This window comes from Corynebacterium sp. ACRPF (genome assembly GCF_022347395.1).
In the GTDB taxonomy this organism is placed as follows: domain Bacteria; phylum Actinomycetota; class Actinomycetes; order Mycobacteriales; family Mycobacteriaceae; genus Corynebacterium; species Corynebacterium tuberculostearicum_D.
Genome location: NZ_JAKRNB010000020.1, coordinates 23,253 through 45,273, shown reverse-complemented (window position 1 = coordinate 45,273; position 22,021 = coordinate 23,253). Strand labels below are relative to the sequence as shown.

The 22,021-nt window shown below is 59.6% G+C and carries 15 protein-coding genes and 2 pseudogenes; 9 read left to right on the top strand and 8 right to left on the bottom strand.

Translation table 11 applies throughout. The features are described 5' to 3' along the window. The coding region (locus MHX61_RS09455; protein ID WP_239194374.1) for an IS256 family transposase at window positions 1-738 on the bottom strand (738 nt) is incomplete at its 3' end. Window positions 739-794: 56 nt separating this feature from the next. On the opposite strand from MHX61_RS09455, the pseudogene MHX61_RS09450 reads away from it, so the two are divergent. Beyond that, window positions 795-1,658, top strand: a pseudogene (locus tag MHX61_RS09450) (IS3 family transposase); the annotation flags it as partial. A gap of 484 nt (window positions 1,659-2,142) precedes the next feature. On the opposite strand, the gene MHX61_RS09445 reads toward MHX61_RS09450, so the two are convergent. After that, a complete protein-coding gene (locus MHX61_RS09445; protein ID WP_239194373.1) occupies window positions 2,143-2,829 on the bottom strand; it encodes a hypothetical protein in 687 nt (228 codons plus the stop codon). An 882-nt stretch (window positions 2,830-3,711) separates the two neighbouring features. Between MHX61_RS09445 and MHX61_RS09440 the strand changes: the two genes are divergently transcribed. Continuing rightward, window positions 3,712-4,946, top strand: a protein-coding gene (locus MHX61_RS09440) for an IS3 family transposase (RefSeq protein ID WP_239194372.1) whose coding sequence is annotated in 2 segments (ribosomal slippage) — window positions 3,712-4,003 and window positions 4,003-4,946 — 1,236 coding nt in all. Because the reading frame shifts where the segments join, the coding sequence is not laid out codon by codon here. A gap of 15 nt (window positions 4,947-4,961) precedes the next feature. Here the strand turns inward: MHX61_RS09440 and MHX61_RS09435 are convergent. Together MHX61_RS09435 and MHX61_RS09430 are read right to left on the bottom strand one after the other, a co-directional pair. After that, window positions 4,962-5,090 (bottom strand): annotated as a pseudogene (locus tag MHX61_RS09435) (IS256 family transposase); the annotation flags it as partial. Window positions 5,091-5,930: 840 nt separating this feature from the next. After that, entirely contained in the window at window positions 5,931-7,379 is a 1,449-nt protein-coding gene (locus MHX61_RS09430) for a hypothetical protein (protein ID WP_239194371.1), read from the bottom strand. An 86-nt stretch (window positions 7,380-7,465) separates the two neighbouring features. Between MHX61_RS09430 and MHX61_RS09425 the strand changes: the two genes are divergently transcribed. After that, on the top strand, window positions 7,466-8,062 hold the full coding sequence (locus MHX61_RS09425) for a hypothetical protein (RefSeq protein ID WP_239194370.1): 597 nt from the start codon (window positions 7,466-7,468) through the stop codon (window positions 8,060-8,062). Window positions 8,063-8,153: 91 nt separating this feature from the next. Here MHX61_RS09425 and MHX61_RS09420 read toward each other — a convergent pair whose 3' ends face one another. After that, window positions 8,154-9,704 (bottom strand): catalase, encoded by a 1,551-nt coding sequence (locus tag MHX61_RS09420; protein WP_204610449.1) that lies wholly within the window; start codon window positions 9,702-9,704, stop codon window positions 8,154-8,156. 106 nt (window positions 9,705-9,810) lie between these two features. On the opposite strand from MHX61_RS09420, the gene MHX61_RS09415 reads away from it, so the two are divergent. After that, the gene (locus MHX61_RS09415) at window positions 9,811-10,353 is read left to right on the top strand and encodes an RNA polymerase sigma factor (protein WP_239194369.1); all 543 of its coding nucleotides are present in this window, start codon (window positions 9,811-9,813) and stop codon (window positions 10,351-10,353) included. A gap of 284 nt (window positions 10,354-10,637) precedes the next feature. After that, window positions 10,638-12,038 (top strand): hypothetical protein, encoded by a 1,401-nt coding sequence (locus tag MHX61_RS09410; protein ID WP_239194368.1) that lies wholly within the window; start codon window positions 10,638-10,640, stop codon window positions 12,036-12,038. A 110-nt stretch (window positions 12,039-12,148) separates the two neighbouring features. Here MHX61_RS09410 and MHX61_RS09405 read toward each other — a convergent pair whose 3' ends face one another. Then, complete coding sequence (locus MHX61_RS09405; RefSeq protein ID WP_204610455.1) at window positions 12,149-13,180, bottom strand: aspartate-semialdehyde dehydrogenase; 1,032 nt, start codon at window positions 13,178-13,180, stop codon at window positions 12,149-12,151. Window positions 13,181-13,214: 34 nt separating this feature from the next. After that, window positions 13,215-14,480: an aspartate kinase gene (locus MHX61_RS09400; RefSeq protein ID WP_239194367.1), complete on the bottom strand. Its 1,266-nt coding sequence runs from the start codon at window positions 14,478-14,480 to the stop codon at window positions 13,215-13,217. Window positions 14,481-14,704: 224 nt separating this feature from the next. Here MHX61_RS09400 and MHX61_RS09395 point away from each other — a divergent pair, with 224 nt between their 5' ends. Then, window positions 14,705-15,583 carry a DMT family transporter gene (locus tag MHX61_RS09395; RefSeq protein WP_023020396.1) on the top strand — a complete coding sequence of 293 codons (879 nt, stop codon included), beginning with the start codon at window positions 14,705-14,707 and terminating at the stop codon, window positions 15,581-15,583. On the opposite strand, the gene MHX61_RS09390 is transcribed toward MHX61_RS09395, so the two are convergent. Then, window positions 15,580-16,707 carry a mannosyltransferase family protein gene (locus MHX61_RS09390; protein ID WP_239194366.1) on the bottom strand — a complete coding sequence of 376 codons (1,128 nt, stop codon included), beginning with the start codon at window positions 16,705-16,707 and terminating at the stop codon, window positions 15,580-15,582. The two genes, MHX61_RS09395 and MHX61_RS09390, sit on opposite strands and share 4 nt — an antisense overlap. 220 nt (window positions 16,708-16,927) lie before the next feature. Between MHX61_RS09390 and leuA the strand changes: the two genes are divergently transcribed. From leuA to MHX61_RS09375, 3 genes are all read left to right on the top strand, one after another. Further along, complete coding sequence (leuA, locus tag MHX61_RS09385; RefSeq protein ID WP_239194365.1) at window positions 16,928-18,745, top strand: 2-isopropylmalate synthase; 1,818 nt, start codon at window positions 16,928-16,930, stop codon at window positions 18,743-18,745. Between the two features lie 57 nt (window positions 18,746-18,802). Beyond that, window positions 18,803-19,579, top strand: coding sequence for a hypothetical protein (locus MHX61_RS09380; RefSeq protein ID WP_239194363.1), 777 nt, complete (start codon window positions 18,803-18,805; stop codon window positions 19,577-19,579). Between the two features lie 110 nt (window positions 19,580-19,689). Continuing rightward, window positions 19,690-21,969: a hypothetical protein gene (locus tag MHX61_RS09375; RefSeq protein WP_239194361.1), complete on the top strand. Its 2,280-nt coding sequence runs from the start codon at window positions 19,690-19,692 to the stop codon at window positions 21,967-21,969. The last annotated feature ends 52 nt before the right edge of the window (window positions 21,970-22,021 follow it).

The window sequence follows — 22,021 nt, the reverse complement described above, 5'->3', positions numbered from 1 at the left end:
ACCACGGTTAGAAAGATTGGCGCATACCTGCGCCCAAAATGAAGCGCCTTCTTCTTTGGCAATCCACAATCCTAAAATGTGTTTGATGCCGTCAAGGTCCACACCGATTGCCATGTACGCACTCTTGTTGACTACCCGGCCGCCATCGCGGACTTTAATGCGCAGCGCGTCCAGGAAAATGACCGGGTAGAACTCATCTAGCTGGCGGTTTTGCCAGACCATAACCTCATCCAAGACGGCGTCAGTAACCGCTGAAATCGTCTCATGGGAGATATCAACCCGCATCGCCGTTGCCATGTGGTGCTGGATATCCCTAATTGTCATCCCACCGGCGTACAAGCTGACAATCATGTCATCGACATCAGTTAAACGTCTCGAGCCTTTAGGGACCATAGTTGGGATAAACGTCCCAGTCCTGTCTCTGGGGATATCCACGGTGACCGGCCCGTAGTTAGAATCCACGGTCTTTGTGTACGACCCGTTGCGGTGATTGTCTGTCCCAGCTGCAGCTTTGCCGCTCCTATCACCAGACTCGTAGCCGAGGTGGGCATCCATCTCGGCATTCAAACCCCTAGTAATCGAGGCTTGCAGCATGCCGCGAACCAGGTCATTGGCATCCGTTGTGGACGTGCCTAGGTCGTCAATCAGTTTCGCGATTTCAGGGTTAGCAAGAAGCTTCTTTTCAATCGCATCAATCTTGGCCTTATCGGCCGGATCTCGTCTTGTCACAGTAGTCATTCTGGCTTATCTCCTTATGCGGGATCGGTTCCCACACACAAACCATCAGACACTCTCTGAAGGTCCAGGCGATTGTCATCCTCAAGTCACGGCATCGTCTGCACTACCTTTTGGATGCGGCCGGCATGGCACGGTCGACATTCTTCTATCACCAGAAACGACTCAGCGATCCGGATAAGCACGCTGCGCTCAAAGACGCGATCCGGGGAAGCTTCGAGCGCAACAAGTATCGCTACGGCTACCGACGAGTGCTACTTGACCTGCGCAACCAGGGGTGGGTGGTCAATCACAAGCTCGTCTACAAACTCATGAGCGAGATGGGGCTTCGAGCCAAGATCCGCCAGCGCAGGCCATATGTTTCTTATAACGGGACGATCAGCCACATTGCCGACAACACACTTGACCGCAAGTTCACCCCAGATAAGCCAAATACCGTCTTTGTCAGCGACGTCACCGAGTTCAGGGTCGCAGGCCGCAAGGTCTACCTATCACCGGTGATGGATCTGTTCGACCGTTCAATCGTTGCCCACACCGTGGCTACATCGCCGTCGACAACGTTTACCGCCGATTCTTTAACTAAAACGATTAAAACGTGTGCGCCTGAGCCTGGGTGGATGATGCACACCGATCAAGGTTTCCAGTACCAGCATTCGTCCTGGCGCAACCTCATTCATGACAACGGCGGTGTTCAGTCAATGTCGCGTAAAGCCAACTGTTACGACAACGCGGTCATGGAGAACTTCTTCGGGCACTTAAAAACCGAGATGTACCACGGAGAAGTCTTCGACACCGTCGCAGAGTTCAACCAGGCCATCGACGAGTACATCCAGTGGTACAACACCGAACGCATCCAACAACGACTCAAGGGCCTGACCCCGATGCAATATCGAAATCAGACCCTTGAAGCCCTAACCGCCTAGAATTAAACCAGTCCAACTTTCGGGGGCCAGTTCAAGGTGCCTAGCCGGGGGATTTCTTTTTGAGCGTCTCACCGAACACTACGGCGGACGAATCAGCAACACTGACACCATCGTCCGTGCCATCAAAGAAGCAGCTCAACGAGAAGGACTCATTGAGTAAATATCGGCAGAAAGACAACCGCGAAAAGGCCCAACTTTACGTTGCTGGGCCTTCCTCACTCGTCTGGGCTTTTTAGTCGCTCTTCCTGTGGGAACGTACGTGCAACAGATACACGAACGGCCCTACCAGAGGAATTAACACTAGAAAGAGCACTATCCAAATATCCGACCACCGTTTGTTAGGCTGCCTGAAAAATACAATCACGCTGACAGCTAATAACACCACAGCCGCTAACGTGAGCAACATAAAAACATAATCAACCGGATATGGTTCTAATGGAGAAGCCCCATCACTTCTCAGAGCAGTTAACTGCATTTGTGAAATTTACATCCACCCCTGATTAATCACCTTACCGTTGCCATTTCCAACCACGCCCTGCGTAGCGTTCTTAGTGCTCCAGCTGATCCGACCCCATGGCGACGGCCAGCCACGCTTCACCTCTACAGCACAAAGAAATGTAGCATTACCACCCGATGTGTAGGCATTGCTCTTATCAGTTTTTACCTGGGTAAGCGGCTGGTAATTGTGCACCACAGTGCATTGATGGCCAAGAATTCGGGTAGCGCCCACCCCCGGTTTTGTTTCGTAAGATCCGCTCACTTTAGTTTTGGTGACGCTAATTCCTGCGAACTTAAACTCGTCCCACGACTCAATATGTTTTGAGCCACCAGCCGCATAAAACGTCACGCTCGGCGACGTCTTCAATTCGCGTGAGAAATCACCATCAGTAGCTACCGTTTCGCCCTCACCGTAGTTAAGATTCGGAACGCGCTTCCCTTCAAGAAACGCTTCTAGCTCTGAACGCTGATCGGAAGACAGTTGTTCAAATTTGCTCAGATCGGACATCGCCTGGCGATCCCCGTCTTCTGCAGACATACGCAAATTAGATGCAAACTCCCCAAGCACGGAAACGTTTTCTTCCGCCGCAGCTGCTACAGCAGTGCCCCCTGAAACAACCATGCATACCCCGATTGCTGTTGACAACACTTTTCCTAGACCGTTTATCTTCATATTCCTCATCTCCAACTTTCCCGGAACAGCAACTCATTGTGCTTGCCTATAACAATACTGAAGTCACCGCCACCTTTCAACGGCATTTCCGCCCAGCTTCCGCGCCAGAGGACGCGGAGAATTACCCCGAGCGCAGCAAAACAACTCACCACCACCCCACGCCAGGAAAACCCACCCCAAGCCCGAAACCGAGACCCAAAAGCCACCAATAGAAAGGCGCAGCCCCCCTACAACGCCTCAGCAGATGACTCAGAAAATAAGATAGACACGCCCAAAACGCGAAAAGAGCCTAGCCAGCGAACTCACTGTGCTAGGCTCTCCCGCAGGTGAAACAAGTTGATACCGATCATAGCAGACAACCGCTAAATGCAACAGTTTGCTTGCTGCGCGTGTTGAGAGGGAAACACCACGCGTTCCCGGAAGAGGGAAAAGAAAACAACCCCAACCGGCTTAGCGCTAAGCCGCAGCCGGTGCAGAGTCCGCCGTTAGAGGGTGTTCCTTAATCACGCGAAAATCACCGCCGGGCGCTCGCTATGACCATAAGGCATAGCGGAGATGGACCGCCGAGCCCGAGGCTTAGGCCATCAGCCATAACCTTAAAGCTGGTCAAGAGTGATTTTCATATGCCGCCGGTGGGGAGAGATAATGCGCTCCCCCAGGAACCCGCTATACGCGGGGCTGATCGATTCGACTGACCGAGATGACGGGCTGAATCCAGACATTCCTGCCTTTAACGCTCTCCTTTTACTACCGAGAGCGTGGGTTAAGGGTCAAAATGTGTGTCTGGCTCGGCGTGTCGCTGGGGTTAGATTTGGCCTTTTTGGATGCCGATTGAAGTGTCCCAGGTTTTGTTCCGTTTAAGTAGATGGGAAAATCTGGAATATGCCAAGAAAATTTGACCAGGATGCAAAGGACCGTGTGGTCCGTCTTGTAGAGGACCGCATCTTGGCGGAAAATATGTCGATGCAAGCCGCGTGCCAGGCAGTAGCTCCAAAGCTGGGGGTTTCATGGCATACGGCCCGTCAATGGACTCAACAGGCCCGTCGTGCGGGAAACATCCCAGAACCTGTGCCTGAAGATTTGGCCGCGGAAAACGCGAGGCTGCGTCGTGAAAATCAAGAGCTACGCGACACTAATGAGCTGCTGAAGGCCGCTTCAGCTTTTTTCGCGTCAGAACTCGACCCAAAACGTCGGAAATGATCCGGTTCATCGATGAATACCGGAGTAGTTTTTCCGTCGAGTTCATCTGTAAGACGTTGAAGAATAACCGGGCTGGTGGGTTTATCACCTCGCGTGGGTATCGCCAGTCCAAGGCCCGTGGGTTAAGTGCTCGTCGCCTTCGTGATGCTGTGCTGGTCGAACGCATTAGAACTGTTCATCGGGATAATTACGGTGTCTACGGTGTACGGAAAATGTGGCATGCTCTCCGCCGTGACGGAATTGATATCGGTCGTGAACAAACTGCCCGTTTAATGCGCTTGGCCGGTGTTTCTGGCAAAGGCAAAGGCAGATCACCACTTACAACCCGTAAGCCTAACGTGCCTGATCTGCGCCCAGACTTGGTCGAGCGTGAGTTCAAAGCCCCCGGCCCGAACAAACTGTGGATGGCTGACATTACGTATGTGCGCACGAAGAAAGGCTTTGTGTATGCCGCGTTTGTCACCGACGTTTACTCCCGACGGATCGTTGGGTGGGCGTTATCAGACTCGATGCGCACCGAAGCGTTGCCGCTGCAAGCTCTTAATCAGGCGATCGTGTGTGCTAAGGAAACAACAGGTCTCATTCACCATTCGGATCACGGCTCGCAGTACGTCAGCGTGGTCTACAACGAGCGCCTTGCCCAGCACGGGATTGCCGCTTCCACCGGAACTGTCGGGGATTCTTATGACAATGCTCTGGCTGAAAACGTTAACGGCTCCTACAAGAACGAGCTAATCCATACTCGCAGGTTGGATGATGTTGTCGAGGTAGAAATCGCGACGTTCGAGTGGGTGTCATGGTGGAACGAGATGAGGCTTCACCAAAGCTTGGGATACCGAACCCCAGTCGAAGTGGAAACCGATTTTTGGAAGCAGAACCCGCCGCAAGAAATAATAGAAATCAAGGCAAATGCCTAGGAACAAAACTCGGGGCACTTCAGGGCGACGTTTGATGCTTGATGCCCCGCAGGCTTGACACCGCCATCGTGTGGTTCCTTTGCTGGTAGTTCCGTTGCGTTTCATGTCGCCGCCGCAGTGGCAGCGTGGTCGATTCTTCGGCATCAAGCCACCACACCACCAGGGCCTACCACATCCAGGTAGAAACACCGGGGATTTCCCGTCAAGGACAGCGATATACGGTCTTGAGGCCTATACTTTCAACAAACACACTGGACAGTGACTATAAATCACCGATCTCAGACACACTTTCTGACCCTTAACCCGAACTCAAGCATCCCCGAATTTCCCCGGGTGCTCTTGTGGGCTGAACTTAAACCTCGCTGAAAAAGTCAGCTATTTCACCTAGACCAAATCCCCGTATCAAGGCACCAACGACGGGTACCAGCGCCATAGAAATAATGGGATTTACTCGGCCGCAGATCAAAATTCCCGCCGCAGCAGAGGTGAGCGTCGGACCCATGGCCGCAAGCCCGACTAGGACCCCCTTAGTGGCGCTGCACACGCCGACGATCTGCCATGCCCTACGCTACGCGGGCAAGCGAGTATGCCCCAGGTTAAACCTCGGCTATCGGCGGCCTACGGCTGCCCCCAAAGCCCACACAGATTTAAATTGAATTTCCTATAGACAATCGTCATCACGAAGCACTTCGCGCTGCTTGAAAAGTCCCCACCCCAGCAAAAGCATTCAAGGAATTACACGGAATTTTCCGCAAAAATTGCAGCTAAACACCCCACATATGGGAAACGACGCGGTGCCCCTACAGCGCCGCGTCGTCCCTATTCCCTATCACTCACAACGGATTGGAGAAACCGTTCGCCTACCCCCTAAGTAGGCTTTGTGAGCAAGACCAACTGTAGCACTCGCACAATGCAAACGGTAGCGCGAATCAAAATTCCCAGTTTCCACCAATGTTTCTTATTCTTAGGTGTGCTTTTTCAGACCTAATGAACCGTAGGTTTGAATTTTCCTGTGGATGGAGCCCACCACTTTGCACTCAGCCCAATGAGAGTGATGGCGAGCAATACCGCAACGCCGGTCCACAAGACGGCCTGTTCGCCTTCGTTACCCGCCGCCGTGACGGCCGCGGTAGTCCAATTCAGTGGCAAAAGATTAGAAACAATCTGCCAAACCTTAGAAACACCGGCAATTGCCGCGGATTTCCACAGCCACCCCACCAGAGCGGTCTGACCTATGCCAAACAGCGCCGCGAGGATGCTGCCGGCAGTAATACCGCATAGCCCGAGTAGGCCACGGGTGATGACCGCCATGGACAGCGCGCCCAGAAGGAGCGCCGCGCCGGCCCACACCGCCGCCACAGGGGTAAATCCGGTGGCAAGCACAAAGAGGAGGATTTCGCCGATGGCGACCGCGGCCAGCGTGCCGCCGAAGACCGTCAACCATGGGCGGAATCCCACCTGCCAGGCCACACCGGACGCGGCGCCTGCGAGCAGGACCAAAGCGGAGACCAGCATCGCCACAATAGGGCTGAGCAGATGTGCCGGGCCGTCGGTCGCGGTATGCACCGGCGGCAGGGCACGCTGAATTTCACCCACATTGGTCTGGTTTTGGGCCGCCATGGTGGAAAGCCTGCCGGCGCCGTCGTCAAGCTTGTCCACGCCCTCCTGCGCCTCACCAACGCGCTTGTTCAGCTCCGCAATTCCCTCGTTGAGCTCCTGCGCACCGGATACGGCCTGGTTCACGCCATCGTGATAGGCATAGCCGTTGACCGCCAACTGATTGGATAGATCGCGCGAGCCGTCCTTGAGCTTCTTGAGCTGGTCGGTCACTGAATTATCCAGGCGGAAATTATTCACCTGCGCACGGAGATCGCCCAGCTGCGAGCGAATTTCCTTCGCTTCCTTGGACTTATTGCCTTCCAGGTCGCGCATCGTGCCATCGATGGCCTGCAGAATCTGCCCTTGGACGGCACCGAGGCCCACCACCTGGTCCACGGCACCGCCAACGCCATTGGCCAGCTCCGTTGCACCGCCACCGAGCGTATTAGTTCCGGACTGCAGCTGATTGAGGCCGGCCACCAGTTCTTGGGAGCCCGTCGCCAGCTTGTCGACGCCCCCTCCGAGCTCATCCGCCCCCTTATTCAGCTCTCCTGTGCCGTCGTCAAGCTGCGTGGCGCCCGATTTAAGCATGCTCGCCTGTGCCTGCGCGCGGCTGGCCGCCTCGGCGGCTTCCTTCACCTCTGGCGAGGCGGAATTTTCCCGCGGCGCTCCAAATGGCTGCGCGGCGCTAGACCAGGTGTGGGCGGGTTCCCACTGCGCAAGGCCCGCCACTGCAGCGCCGATAATGAGCGGCAGGGCGAGCAGGAGGATCAAGAGGACGCTGCGCCACCGGGAGGGGGACGCAGCGTCTGGGGAGGCAAGGCGTGAGGTCATGGTAATGAACCTATCCTTGCAGGTCACTCCCCTGTTGCAGGCGCGCCGAACACCCCCGCATTGGCAGTTCCTCTACGATATATGGCATGTCCCACAATTATCCCCTATCCCCTTCCCGCTACCTCGCCGCTGCGGCCATCGCGCCGCTGTGCTTCAGCCTTGTTGCCTGCTCCAACGACGCCGATACCTCAGCAGAACCGGAGTTCTCCGACGCCACCGCCGCAAACTCCTCGGCCGAGGAGACCTCGCCCGAGGAAACCACGAGCGAGCCCGCTACCTCGGAAGCCGCAGACACCGCCACTGAGACCGCGGCGGCCGAGCCCACTTCTGCGGAGGCAGCTCCCGCTGAGGACACCGCGGAATCCGGCAACGCAGAAAGCAAAGCCCCGGCCGCCGTACCCGCCGACACCGGCCGCGGCGATTGCTCCCCAGAAGCGCTACAGCCCGCAGCTCCCACCATGACCAGTATCCGAGTCAATAACTGCGATGGTCAGTGGGCCCACTTTGGCAAAGACAGCACGGACTGGACTGCCTGGGCGCGCTATGAGGGCGGCCAGTGGGTAGCCATTGAATCCATTGGCGAGGCAACCTCCGGCATGGCCGCCCCGTGCTACGACGTGGATAAGTGGGCCGCCGAGGGCGCTCCCGCCTTTGTTACGGAAAAGATGCGCCGCTGCGACTAGCCACACAGCAAGAAACCGCCCCCGTACCGTGCAGTAAAGCAACTCGGTACGGGGGCGGCGTCGTTAGCGCACAAGCGCTGCCGGGAAAAGATTACTTCTTCTCGGCGTAGACCTCGCGCACGCGCTGGCCTAGGGCTGGGTGCACGTTGGTCCAGTATTCGTAGACGCGCTCCTCGGTCTCCTCGGATACGCCGGCCATCGCGTTGGTGATATTGGTGACCAGGCGCTCCTTGGCGGCATCGTCATAGACGTTCTCGTACAGGTCGCGCGCCTGCACGAAGTCATCGTCCTCGGCGTGGCGAACATACGGTGCACGCACCAAGTCGCTGCCGTGGGACTCCGGATTGATGTAGAGCTCTGCCGCGGTGGTGGTCTCGAGCTGGGAGCGGTCGTTTACAGCGGCGTCGTCAAGCACGCCCGTACCCTTGTCGTGGCGGTTGGGCGAGTAGACCGGATCCTCCGGAGCATTGAAGAGGAACTGCATGCTGCCCTCGTGCTCGTAGGTATTGACCTCGTTCACATTCTGCGGCTGGTTAACCGGCAGCTGCTTGTAATTCGCGCCGATGCGGTAACGCTGCTGGTCAGCGTAAGCAAAGGCGCGGGCCTGCAGCATCTTGTCTGGGGATAGGCCAACGCCCGGCACAATATTGGAAGGATCGAGCGCCACCTGCTCAATCTGGGCAAAGAAGTTGCGCGGGTTGCGGTTGAGTACAAAGTAGCCCACATCGTGCAGCGGGTAGTCCTTCTTGGACCAGACCTTGGTCAGGTCGAAGGGGTTAAAGCGGTAATTCTCCGCCTCATCCAGCGGCATGATCTGCACCTTAACGTCCCAGATCGGGTAGTTGCCCTCCTCGATGGCGTTGTAAAGATCCTCGCGGTGGCAATCCGGGTTCTGGCCGGCGGTGGTGGTGGCCTCCTCATCGGTGAAGTTCTCCACGCCCTGGCGGGACTTGAAGTGATACTTGACCCAGAAAGCCTCGCCTTCTTCATTGACCCACTGGAAGGTGTGGGAGCCGTAGCCATTCTGGTGGCGGGTGGACTTCGGGGTGCCGCGGTCACCCATCAGATAGGTGACTTGGTGTGCGGATTCCGGGTTGCGGGTCCAGAAATCCCACTGCATATCGGCATCGCGCAGGCCATTGGTGCCCAAGCGCTTCTGGGAGTGGATGAAGTCTGGGAACTTAATGCCATCGCGAATGAAGAAGACCGGGGTGTTATTGCCCACGATGTCGAGGTTGCCCTCCTCGGTGTAGAAGCGCAGGGCAAAGCCGTGCACATCGCGCCAGGTATCCGGGGAGCCCTGCTCGCCGGCCACGGTGGAAAAGCGGCCCATCATCGGGGTGACGGTGCCCTTCTGGAAGACCTTGGCCTTGGTGTAGGCAGAGACATCTTCCGTGATGTGCAGCTCACCAAAGGCACCGTGGCCCTTAGCGTGCGGCGTGCGCTCGGGCACGCGCTCGCGGTTGAAGTGCGCGAGCTTTTCAATGAGGTGGATATCATTGAGCGCCACCGGTCCCTGCTGGCCCGCGGTCACTGAGGTGTTTTCGGACGGCACCGGCTGGCCCGAGGGGCGGGTGGTATTTCCCTTGCCAGCGGGGCGCTGGCCCTTGTTCAGGATGTCATCAGCGGTAAATTCACTCATTTTTGCCTCCTGGCAATTCGCGGTCAGTTCTTCCCAGTGTGGCAAAACTTTGCACGGTTGTCAGGGCTCGCCAAAGAGAGTAAAGGGTGCTGGTAGATTCATTCAGGTGACTCACCACTCCGCAGCAGACGACGCCCGCGTCACCGACCTCGCTCTTCGGGCCGGTCGCGGCGACCGCGCGGCCCTGACGGAGTTTATCAAGGCCACCCAGGATGATGTGTGGCGCTTGCTGGCGCACCTGGGCGGGCCCGAGGGGGCCGACGATCTCACCCAGGAGACCTATCTGCGCGTCATCAGCGCCCTGCCGCGCTTTGCGGCGCGGTCCTCCGCCCGCACGTGGTTGCTGTCTTTGGCCCGGCGCGTGTGGGTGGACAATATTCGCCACGATATGGCCCGGCCGCGAAAGTCTGCCACCGAGTACGAAGACGCGATGGGTGCGACGCCGGAAGACTCCGCGGCGTGGAGCGAGTGGATCGATGCCCGCACGCTTATCGACGCCCTCCCGGCCGACCGCCGCGAAGCCCTCATCCTCACCCAGGTACTGGGCTATACCTATGAGGAGGCGGCCAAGATTGCCGGCGTGCGCGTGGGCACCATCCGCTCCCGCGTTGCGCGCGCCCGCAAGGATCTCATCGCGGGGATAGGGTAATACCCCCAAATAGCCCCCTGCGATTGCGGAGTTAATTTCACTCCCAAATTGTTACGCTCTGGTTACCTTGTATCCCGCGGGCCCCAGATATTGGCACTTAGCTGCACTTTACGCCTCGCGTGCGGGGTGAACGAGACCACAGTTGGGGCGATTCTTGCCCGAAATATCTGTCCAATGTGTGGTTTATTAGTTGTGTACACACGTGATAAATCGACCGTCGATCCGGGCCCGCGCGATACCAATGCCGGGCCCGGCGCGTGTGAGTAAGAGAGTTTCTCCCTTTCATGTTAAAACGCGCAATCGGAATTTCCATGGCGTTTATCGGCGTCGTCGTGGGCGCAGGCTTCGCCTCCGGCCAGGAGGCCATGCAGTACTTCGTGGCCTTTGGTGACTGGGGCCTGTGGGGCATCGCCCTAGCCGCTGGTTTGATGATGATCACCGGCATCTCCATCCTGCAGCTCGGCTCGTACTTCCAGGCCGAGGAGCACACCGCTGTCTACGACAAGGTCGCATCGCCATTTACCGCCAAGATTTTGGACTGGTCCACCCTGGTGACCTTGTTCGCCATCGGCTTCGTCATGTTCGCCGGCGGTGGTTCGAATATCAATCAGCAGTTCCCGTCCGTCCCAGTATGGGTGGGCGCCACCGCCATGCTGATTTTGGTGCTGCTCGTCGGCCTGATGGATGTCGACCGCGTAACCGCAGTCATCGGTACCATCACCCCATTCATCATCATCTTCGTGGTCATTGCCACCGGCTATACCATCTTGAATGCGGACGTTGATTTCTCTGCCATGAATGACTGGGCGATCAACAATGTTGATACCTCGCTGCCTAATTGGTGGCTAGCCGCACTGAACTACACCGGCCTGAACGTGATGACGGCAGTATCCATGTCCATCGTTATCGGCGGTAACTTCCTGGATAACCGTGCAGTTGGCGTCGGTGGCCTCATCGGTGGCCTGCTCTATCTCATCCTGTTGGCACTGTTGGTATTCGCCCTCTTCTTCGAGGCAGAGACCGTCAACGGCCAGGACATGCCGGTACTGAGCCTGATTACCAGCATCCACCCAGTCTTGGGCGTGCTGATGACCTTTGTCATTTACGGCATGGTCTTTAATACCGCCATCGGCATGTTCTACGCGCTGGGCAAGCGCTTGACCCGCAATAACCCCAAGCGCTTCTACCCGGTTTATGCCGGCGCCTGCATCATCGGCTTCATCTTGTCCTTCGTAGGCTTCCAGGCCTTGGTCAGCAACGTCTACCCGATCCTGGGCTACCTCGGACTGCTGATGATCGTGGTGATGGTCTTTAACCGCATCAAGAACGGCAGCAAGCTCTCGGACGAGTCCGACCGCCGCATGCGCGCACACGAGCTGGTGTCTCGTCGTCTGGATCCGCGCAAGCGCTTTACCAAGAAGAACGAGCGCGAGCTGCGCAAGTTGGCTGCAGCGTCCAATATGGAAACCACCGAGTTCGTCACCAATATCGCAGAAGAGATCCACGAGGAGCTCGAAAATGATGATGATATTGAGTATGACCGCGAGGATCCGGAGCCGTCCGTGACCTACGTGCAGCACACCAAGCCGGAGGTTCCGTCGTCCACTAGCGACCTCGACTTTGGCAAAAAGGGCACTGGTACCGACTCCGGCACTGGCACCGCCAAGCCGGTTTCTGAGGACTAGCCCCCTCGTCCACGGCTGATAGGCCCAAAGCTCGGCGCCCTCCTTCCCTTGCTATTAGGAAAGGAGGGCGCCGAGCTTTTTAATGCGACAGGCGGCGATGTAGCGCTGTGCTAGACGAGCAGCTCTGCAATCTGGATGGTGTTGAGAGCAGCGCCCTTGCGCAGGTTATCACCGGCAACAACGAGCACGAGGCCCTTGTTATCGTCCACCGTCTGGTCCTGGCGGATGCGGCCAACCAAGGACTCGTCGATGCCGGTGGCGGCGAGCGGAGTGGGGACGTCGGCAAGCGTAACGCCCGGAGCGCCACCCAAGAGCTCGGTGGCCTGCTCTGGGGTGATGGGCTTATCGAACTCGGCGTGAATGGTCAGGGTGTGGCCGGTGAAGACCGGGATGCGCACGCAGGTGCCCGCTACCTTCAGTTCCGGAATGTCCAGGATCTTGCGGGATTCGTTGCGCAGCTTTTGTTCCTCGTCGGTCTCCAGGGAGCCATCATCAACGAGGTTTCCGGCCATCGGCAGGGCGTTATAGGCGATAGGTGCCACGTACGGCCCAAAGTCTTCGTCATCAATCGCGGAGCCGTCGTGGACCAATCCCACATTGTGCTCGCCAACGGAATAGACCTGCGCGGCCAGCGCCTGCACGCCGGCCAGACCGGAGCCAGACACCGCCTGGTAGGAGGACACGTGAAGCTTATTCAGGCCAGCGGCATCGTGGAGGACCTTCAGCACTGGCATGGCAGCCATGGTGGTGCAGTTCGGGTTCGCGATGATGCCCTTCGGGGTGTTCTTGGCTGCCTCGGGGTTGACCTCGGAAACGATGAGGGGAACCTCTGGGTCCTTGCGGTAGGCCGAGGAATTATCCACCACGGTCGCGCCGGCTGCGGCGAATACCGGGGCCCACTGCTTGGAGGTGGAGCCACCGGCGGAGAACAAGGCAATATCAACGTCTGCAACGGATTGCTCGGTAACCTCAGCGAGGTCTTCTACGGTAATCTGCTCACCGCGAAACTCCAGCTCGGTGCCGGCGGAGCGAGACGAGGCGAAAAAGCGCACCTTATCCGCCGGGAAATTGCGTTCTTCCAAGATGGAGCGCATAACGCGGCCGACCTGGCCGGTAGCGCCTACGACTGCAACAGTGGTCATGACTTAAAAATCCTCTGTAGTTGCTTTTGGGTATTTAACGTCCGGTTCCAGCATAAACCGTGGCTTCTTCTTCGCCACCAAGCTGGAACTTATCGTGCAGCGCACGAGCTGCCTTATCCAGGTCAGCCTCGCGGGTGAGCACAGAGATGCGGATTTCGGAGGTGGAGATGAGCTCCATATTGACGTCGACGTCGCGCAGGGCCTCGGTAAACTCGGCGGTCACGCCCGGGTGGGACTTCATGCCGGCGCCGACGAGGGAGACCTTGCCCACCTGGTCGTCGTAAAGCACATTGGCCCAGCCTCCTTCAGATTTCAGCTTGCTCAGCAGCTCCATGGCACGCGGGCCGTCGGCACGCGGGCAGGTGAAGGTGATATCGGTGGTGCCGTCCTCCAGGGAGGAGACATTTTGCAAGACCATATCGATATTGATCTCTGCATCGGCAATGACGCGAAAGACCTTCGCAGCCTCCCCCGGGCGATCCGGGATGCCCAGGACGGTGACCTTTGCCTCGGACTTATCGGTTGCTACACCAGTTAGTACTGCTTCTTCCACGGGGATATCCTCCATCGATCCGGTAACTAGGGTGCCGGGGTCATTTGAATAAGACGAGCGAACTCGCAAGGGTACATTGAACGCGCGGGCGTACTCCACGCTGCGCAGGACCAAAATCTTGGAACCTACCGCGGCCATCTCCAACATCTCTTCAAAGGAGAGCTTGTCTAGCTTCTGCGCGTCCGGGACGATGCGCGGGTCTGCGGTATAGACGCCATCAACATCGGAGTAAATCTCACACACGTCCGCGTTTAGCGCGGCTGCCAGTGCCACCGCGGTGGTGTCGGAGCCGCCGCGACCCAAGGTGGTGACATCGCGCGATTCCTTGTTAACGCCCTGGAAGCCGGCGACGATACAGATCTTGCCTTCGTCCAAAGCCTCGGTCAGGCGGCCCGGGGTCACGTCCACGATGCGGGCATTGCCGTGGCGCTCGGTGGTGAGCACTCCGGCTTGGGAACCGGTAAAGGACTGGGCGTGGGCACCAAGCGATTCCACTGCCATGGCTACTAGAGCATTAGAGATGCGCTCGCCGGCGGTGAGCAACATATCCATCTCTCGCTGCGGCGGTACGGGATTGACCTGGGCGGCAAGATCGAGCAGCTCATCGGTGGTATCGCCCATGGCGGAACACACCACGACAACGTCGTTGCCCTGCTTCTTGGTGGCCACGATGCGCTCCGCAACGGCGCGGATGCGGTCTGCGGATTCGAGGGATGAGCCGCCATACTTTTGCACGATCAGGGCCACGGTAAGGATGCCGCCTTTCGTCGTTCAAGGCATCCCTGGCGTGTGTGTACACGCCCAGAAATACCTGTCGTTCATTAGTCAAATACCCATGCTACCCCGCAGGGTCTTTGCCCTCATCATAATTCCTAGACAATGCTTAATTTTTATTCACACGCCCCCAACGTTAAGCGCACCACACGTTAGCTTCCTCAGCGCAGAAAAACGCGCGCCATGCAGGGAAGAATATGCATATAGCAGGATTTTTTACTACCGTTGAGCGGGTGTTAAGCAACCTCCTCGCCATCTTTTTCGCGCTCGCATCCGCGCTGACGGTTGCTTGGGGTACGGTCATCCGCCACCGCATCGCCCTCGACGCCGATGATTCGGTCATGCGCGCCGCCATGTCCAACCCCTTGTGGTGGGTGGGCACCGCGGCCGCCATTGGCGCCTATGGCCTGCAGGTCATCGCCCTCGGTTTTGGTACCTTGCTGGTGGTCCAGCCCATCTTGGTGCTGTCCTTAATGTTTACCCTGCCGCTTTCGGCGTGGTATTCCGGCCGCAAAATGCCTTTCCATGAGGTCTTTTGGTCCATTGCATTGACCATCGCGGTGGGCATCATGGTCGTCTACGGTCGGCCAGTCGCTGGCAACCCCCGCCCAGAATGGAGCGATTGGTGGCCAGCACTCCTCGTGGGGTTGGTCACCCTCGCAATCTTGGGCGCGGCAGCCACGAAGCTGCCAGAGCAGCGGCCTTTAGCCTTGGGCACGGCCTGCGGCGTCATCTACGGCTTCGTCGCCCTGCTATCAAAGGCCGTGGTGGACATTTTCACCCACGAAGGCCTTAGCACGCTCCTGGCAAGCTGGCAGTTTTACGGTCTCATCGGTCTCGCGCTCACCGGCACCGTGGTGCAGCAATATTCCTTCAATGCCGGCCCCCTAGCCCATTCCCTGCCGGCCATGACCATCTTTGAACCCATCGTGGCCTTCGGCTTGGGCTACATGGTGCTGGGAGAGAAATTCCTCATCGATACGGCCGTCGGTTGGGCAATTATGCTCATCGCCCTTACCGTTATGGTGCTTTCCACCATCGTGCTCTCCCGCAGCCCGGTAAGCCAGCGCGGCTAAATGGCCCACTCAAATACGCCGAGCATATAGGCCGAAAACCACGCCCCGAACAGGGCCCAGGCGCCAACCGCCACGCTTGCCGACGTCCCCTTTTTCACCCACGGCAACAACACAATCACCGCCGGCAGGAGCAGCCGGGGCCGCGAGTGCATGATGCCATCAGAAAGCAGCACGTTCGCCATCAGCACTGCAGAGAATAGCCAGGCCGCTAACGGCAGGCGGCGCCATGCCAGCACCAGGCATACCGGGGCAGCGATCATTACGCCGGCGCTGAGCAGGTAGCCGCCATTGGTGGCCCCGGTGAGCGTCTCCCACAGCCAAATGGCCGTGGCTTTGCCGCCATCGAAGCCGGAATTCCAATGTTCCTTCTGAATGCCAAAGTAGCCGCCGACATCTTTCAAGTGGCTGCTCGACCACCACAAATAGCCCACCAGCGGCACGACCGAAAACGCCACCGCGGCCCAGGCTCGCCAGTCCTTTCGGGCCCGCAGCAGCACCATAAGCCCAAAGACCGCAACGAGGTCCACCGCGGTAAGGCGCACGAGCCCGGCCACAAAGATATACGCCGCGGCGGCCCACCAGCGCTCGCCCACCAGCGCCACCACCGCCCAGATAGCCAGTGCCCCGAAAAGCGCCTCGGTATACGGCATAGAAAACACGATGGACATCGGCGCGCTAGTTACCACTACGGCGCTGAGTACCTGGGCCCACTTCCCCATGCCCATCTGCGCGGCCAGGGCCATCACCCCGGCGGCCAGCGCGATGCTAAAGAGCACGTTGAGCGCGATGGCAGTGCCGGCCTCGCCGGTTCCCAGGATGCCGCTCACCGCACGCACCAGGAAGGGAAAGCCCGGGAAGAAGGCCATGGTCGTCTCATGGACCGGCCCATCCGTTGAGATATCCGCGCCGAAGTACCCGCCGCGGGCGATTTCTACGTAGTGCTTGGCGTCCCACTTATTAAGCAGGCCCCAGAGCTTATCGTCCTGCACGGCGGCCACGGCCGCGAGCACGCCCACGCGCAGTGCGGCGCCGATGAGCGCAACGAGCGCGGCAGGCGCCCACAAGGAGCGCAGTAAGGACGGTGAGGTGGGTGCGGCATGGCGGGCTGTAGACACGAAAGGCATAGTACCGTACCGCCGCCGTGTCTCATTGAATGAAATCTCTTGTCACATAGTGAGAGAGCCTGTAGTGTGACCGATATGGCACAGCGGATTGACCTACTCCTTATCTGCCGCGGCGGGATTTCGGCCTAAATACTGGCCAGCGCCCCGTCGCGGAGTCCGGCTACCCAAGCCCAGCTGGCCGTCTCCCCATAGACACCACAGACAAGGAAACCGCACCACCATGTCCCCCACTGACTCTTTCATCAGCGCCCCTCGCGATATCACCACCCCGAACGGCCCACGCCGCGAAGGACAGCCCGCATGGAATAAGCAGCGCGGCTCCGCCATGCCCCACGAGCGCTACCAGCCCTTCGCCGTCGAGGTGGAAGACATCGACCTGCCGGACCGCACGTGGCCCAGCAAGAAAATCACGCACGCCCCACAGTGGTGCGCGGTGGATCTGCGCGATGGCAACCAAGCGCTGATTGATCCCATGAGCCCAGAGCGCAAGCACCGCATGTTCGACCTGCTGGTCAAGATGGGCTACAAGGAAATCGAGGTCGGCTTCCCGTCCGCCTCCCAAACGGATTTCAACTTCGTCCGCGAAATCATCGAAGGCAATAAGATTCCCGATGACGTCACCATCCAGGTCCTAGTCCAAGCGCGCGAACGCCTCATCCGCCGCACCTTTGAGGCCTGCGAGGGCGCCAAGAACGTCATCGTGCACTTCTATAACTCCACCTCGAAGCTGCAGCGCCGTGTGGTCTTCCGCAAGGACAAGCCCGCCATCAAGAAGCTGGCTACCGACGCCGCCGCACTCATCAAATCCATCGCCGCGGACTACCCAGACACCACGTGGCGCTGGGAGTACTCCCCCGAATCCTTCACCGGCACCGAGCTAGACTACGCCCGCGAGGTCTGCAATGAAGTAGTAGAGATCATGGATCCCTCCCCTGATAACCCAATGATCATCAACCTGCCCTCCACCGTGGAGATGATCTCGCCCAATGTCTACGCCGATTCCATCGAGTGGATGCACCGCAATCTAGCCCGCCGCGAGGACATCGTGCTCTCCCTGCACCCGCATAATGACCGCGGCGAGGGAATCGCCGCCGCCGAGCTGGGCTTTATGGCCGGCGCGGACCGCATCGAAGGCTGCCTGTTTGGCAACGGCGAGCGCACCGGCAACGTCGATCTCGTCACTTTGGGCCTGAACATGCTCACCCAGGGCGTGGACCCGCAGATCGATTTTTCTGATCTGCCGCAGATTCGCGAAACCGTTGAATACTGCAACCAGCTGCGCGTGCCGGAGCGCCACCCCTATGGCGGCGAGTTGGTCTTTACCGCCTTTTCCGGTTCCCACCAAGACGCCATCAACAAGGGCTTGGATGCGCTGGCAACCACCATCCGCCCCGGCACGAACAATACCGAGGTCTCGTGGGAAGAACTGCGCGCAGCCATCTGGGAGGTTCCCTACCTGCCTATCGATCCGAAGGACGTGGGCCGCGACTACCAGGCGGTCATCCGCGTCAACTCCCAGTCCGGCAAGGGCGGCGTTGCCTACATCATGAAGACCGACCACGGCATCAATATGCCGCGCGCCATGCAAGCGGAATTTTCCACCGTGGTGCAAGAAATCACCGACTCCGAGGGCGGCGAGGTCAATTCCAAGAATATGTGGGACATCTTCGCCACCGAATTCCTTGATCGCGAGACCCCGCTGGCTGTGGAGGCCTTCCACATGGACAACTCCCCGGCCGCTGACGGTGACGTCGCCGTGACCGCCACGGTTGCCTTCCGCGGGGAAAAATCCACCGTCTCCGGCACCGGCAACGGCCCCATCGCGGCGTATGCCAACGCGCTGGAATCCCTGGGCATCGACTTCGAGGTCATGGAATACTCCCAGCAGTCCCGCTCCGCCGGCGACGACGCCGAGGCCGCCTGTTATATCGCCGCCGACGTCAACCAGAACAAGGTCTGGGGAGCAGGCATCGCCGGATCCACCACGCGGGCTTCCATCAACGCGATTAACTCCGCCGTCAACCGCGCCTTGGCCTAAGCCCAGCCGCCGGTGCTACACACCAGTGCCGCACCTCGGCGTGGTAGAAGGGTGGGTATGCCTTCTTCTACCTACCTCATCCCGCACCGCGGCTTGGGCGCCGTGCAGGCCCTGCCCATCTATGGTGCGCAGACGAAGGAAAACCAGGAGTTCACCGTCACCTTGGCGCCCCGCCAGGACGGTGGCCTGGAGGTGCGCACCGACTCCCCCATCGGGCACATCACCAGCGCAGACCGCGCCGAATACCCCGAGATAGATCTGCTCTTTCGCGCCGGGCTCACCCCTGCAGCCACGGCGGCGCCGCAGCCCGATGGATCCCTATCCCTGCTATTGCCCCGGCCGGGCCTCTGCCTGCCGGCCAATAACCCGCCAGCCGGCCCGTGGACGATGCTGGGCTATGCCCCGCCCATCAACATTACCGACCTGCCCGCGGATTTAGATATTCCCGCCCACGCCCGCATGCACGTATTGGTGACGCTTTCGCCCAGCACCACCGGTTCCGGCACCGATGCCTACCTGGGCCCGCGGTGGCTGGGGCGGTTGGAAGGGGTGGACGTCGCCAAGCAGGGCATAACCCTAGCCCACGCCTACCATGCGCCGCGCAGCACTGGCCGGGTGCTCAGCATCTATGCGGGAGCGCCGCTGCCGGATTCAAAGGAAGCCTCGCTTGCCGACGCCACCCCTACCTCCCCCGCCGCCACCGAAACCTTCGAAACCACGAGCTTCCGCGCCGTCAACGTCGATGACTCCGCACCGCGCCGTCAGTGGCGGCCTGCCCTCATTGCCCTACTGATGATTGCAGCGCTTATCGCCGTACTTATTTTCATCCTGTAGAAACTTTTGCTCAGGACAACGCCCCTTATTCACCGGCAGGGGAAATTGGAAATGGCCCAAGTCAACGCCTAAAATGCAGTGTGACTATTCCCCCGTATCGAAAGACCCCAATGACTTCGCTGGATTCCGCCACCTACGTGGTCCCCGACCACGGTTTTGGCGTGATCCATAATCTGCCCGTCGGGGATGTTCCGCCAGAAGTTTTCAGCGAATTGCTCGAGTCCACCGCCGCGGAAGGCGGTTACTTCTCCGCGGAGCTCGGTCCCCGCACCGCCCAGGAAGGCTTCGCGGTGTGGATCGGCGATTCTCTCCTTGGCTGCCTCAGCGCCGCTGACTCCCAGGCCTACGCCCTCTTTGACTGGATTCTCAGCGCCGGCCTACGCCCGCACACCACCGCCCATGTGAGCATGACGGACGCCTCCGGCAAAGAATGGCCCACGCTCAACCTGCTCCTGCCGGCACCGCACCTGTGCATCCCCGCCAATAACCCGCCGGCGCAGCGCTGGACCATGCTGCCCGGCGAGACCACCGCCACGATGACGGAATTTTCCAAGGACGTCACCGGCTTTCCGCAAACCGACGAGCACTATCTCGTCTCTTTGCACACCCGCGGTTTCCTGCGTCGAAATACCGTTGATGTCTATGTCAATAGCACCTTCTTAGGCTCCCTCCCGCGAGACGCCGCCCGCGAGATTGCCCCCGCCGTCCTCGACTGCACCAAGACCGGCCGCCTCGCCATTGCCCACGGCTACTTCCACTACAACGCCGATGACCGCCCCGCGCTGACCATCTACGCGCACAACGCCGCCAATAAGCACCACGCCGGCCTAGTTTTGGGCGTTGTCGCCGGTGGTGCCGCCGTCATGTCCGCAGCCACCGCAGCCCGCGCACAGGCCGCATCCGCTGTTCCCGGCGGCACTACTGCCGGTGCCACCACCGCCGGCGCTTCCGCAACCAGCGGTTTCAGTGTCACCTCTGCAGCCGGTGCTGCTGGCGCTTCCGGTGCCGTGACCTCGAACCTGCTGGCCGCAGCCGGCGTCGCCGTGCTCGTTGGTGGCGGTGCCACCGTGGCCACCAACCTACTGAGCGACGACGAAGCCCTTTCGGACTCCAACGCGCATTCCACCGCTCCTGCTCCGGAAGGCAACCATTCTTCCCACTTCGACGGCAATGGCCCCAAGCGCCCCGCGCACCCCGCCACGCCGCGCATCTACGATGCCGACCCCACCAGCGGTACCTCGGCTCCGCCCCCGCTTGCCGACGCCCCCTCCTCTCCAACACCGCACCACCACACCTACCCTTCGCAGAGCACGAAAAAGCCCAGCGCGACGCACTCTCGTCACGCTGACCGTGCCCAGACCCACGCCCCTGCCTCCGACAACCGACGTGGCCACCACAGCGAACCCCGCGGCGGCCACCACGGCGAGGATTCCCAGTCAATTTCCCGCGCCGCCTCCGCCGCGGCTTCTGCCGCCATGGCCGCAGCCAATGACGTCGCCTCGGCCCCGGCCCCAGCCCCAGCACCGTCTCAGACCACGCCTGCCGCGACGCCATCCTCCAGCTCAGAACCCGCACCCCAGGTAGCGGCGGCCAAGACGCCGACCGCAACCTCCTCGTCCTCCCAGTCTGCAGAGCCTTCCCAGACCACGGAGTCTACGAAGAGCACGACATCTGCGGAGCCGTCCTCTGCGGCATCCTCGCCTGCCAAGCCGTCCGATCTGCCGACCTCAAGCACATCTACCTCGGAAAAGACAACTTCCGAGAAAACGACGACTGAAACCACCACCGCAGCCTCGACGGAAAAGCAGACCGCAGAGCCTTCCAGCTCCGCCACCAGTTCTGCCACGAGCGAGCCAACGTCTGAGCCGACCCAGGCTGCAGACTCGTCTACGTCTACCTCTGCGTCCTCTACGTCCACTTCGGCACAGCCCGAGCCCGAATCTTCAGAGCCTGCGTCCTCGGATTCAAAGCCCTCGGAGTCGACCGCACCTACGACGACGTCTCCGTTGCTGACCTCGGAGTCCGAGCCCGAGCCTAAGCCGGCGCCGGTTACCACCGCGCCAAGCACCACTATCGCAGGTTCCGAGCTCGAGCCGACGCCAGAGCCGGAGACTACTGCTCCTACGACGACGATCCCTGGCTCAGAAATCGACCCCACCCCCGAACCAGAGATCCCTGTAGAGCTCGAACCGGCGCTGCCTATGCCGTACCGCAGCGCACCGGATGGACCGGAGATGCCGCTGGTACCGTCCGAGCCGGAAGAGCCGGAAGAACCGGAGGAACCGGCAGAACCGGCAGAGCCCGCAGAGCCGGAGGAACCGGGGCGACCTGAGGAGCCCGAGGAGCCAACGACTCCGCCGAAGGTCATTGTCATCGTCGTCGAAAATTAAGCGGCGCGTCCTGTCCCCCTGCACGAAATGCGGGATACTACACTGAGTTTAA

What these genes read in the sequence shown, in the direction of transcription:
- MHX61_RS09445 (WP_239194373.1), bottom strand. Translation starts at nt 2,829, where the DNA reads ATGAAGATAAACGGTCTAGGAAAAGTGTTGTCAACAGCAATCGGGGTA.
- MHX61_RS09430 (WP_239194371.1), bottom strand. Translation starts at nt 7,379, where the DNA reads ATGACCTCACGCCTTGCCTCCCCAGACGCTGCGTCCCCCTCCCGGTGG.
- MHX61_RS09425 (WP_239194370.1), top strand. Translation starts at nt 7,466, where the DNA reads ATGTCCCACAATTATCCCCTATCCCCTTCCCGCTACCTCGCCGCTGCG.
- MHX61_RS09420 (WP_204610449.1), bottom strand. Translation starts at nt 9,704, where the DNA reads ATGAGTGAATTTACCGCTGATGACATCCTGAACAAGGGCCAGCGCCCC.
- MHX61_RS09410 (WP_239194368.1), top strand. Translation starts at nt 10,638, where the DNA reads ATGTTAAAACGCGCAATCGGAATTTCCATGGCGTTTATCGGCGTCGTC.
- MHX61_RS09405 (WP_204610455.1), bottom strand. Translation starts at nt 13,180, where the DNA reads ATGACCACTGTTGCAGTCGTAGGCGCTACCGGCCAGGTCGGCCGCGTT.
- MHX61_RS09395 (WP_023020396.1), top strand. Translation starts at nt 14,705, where the DNA reads ATGCATATAGCAGGATTTTTTACTACCGTTGAGCGGGTGTTAAGCAAC.
- MHX61_RS09390 (WP_239194366.1), bottom strand. Translation starts at nt 16,707, where the DNA reads ATGCCTTTCGTGTCTACAGCCCGCCATGCCGCACCCACCTCACCGTCC.
- leuA (WP_239194365.1), top strand. Translation starts at nt 16,928, where the DNA reads ATGTCCCCCACTGACTCTTTCATCAGCGCCCCTCGCGATATCACCACC.
- MHX61_RS09380 (WP_239194363.1), top strand. Translation starts at nt 18,803, where the DNA reads ATGCCTTCTTCTACCTACCTCATCCCGCACCGCGGCTTGGGCGCCGTG.
- MHX61_RS09375 (WP_239194361.1), top strand. Translation starts at nt 19,690, where the DNA reads ATGACTTCGCTGGATTCCGCCACCTACGTGGTCCCCGACCACGGTTTT.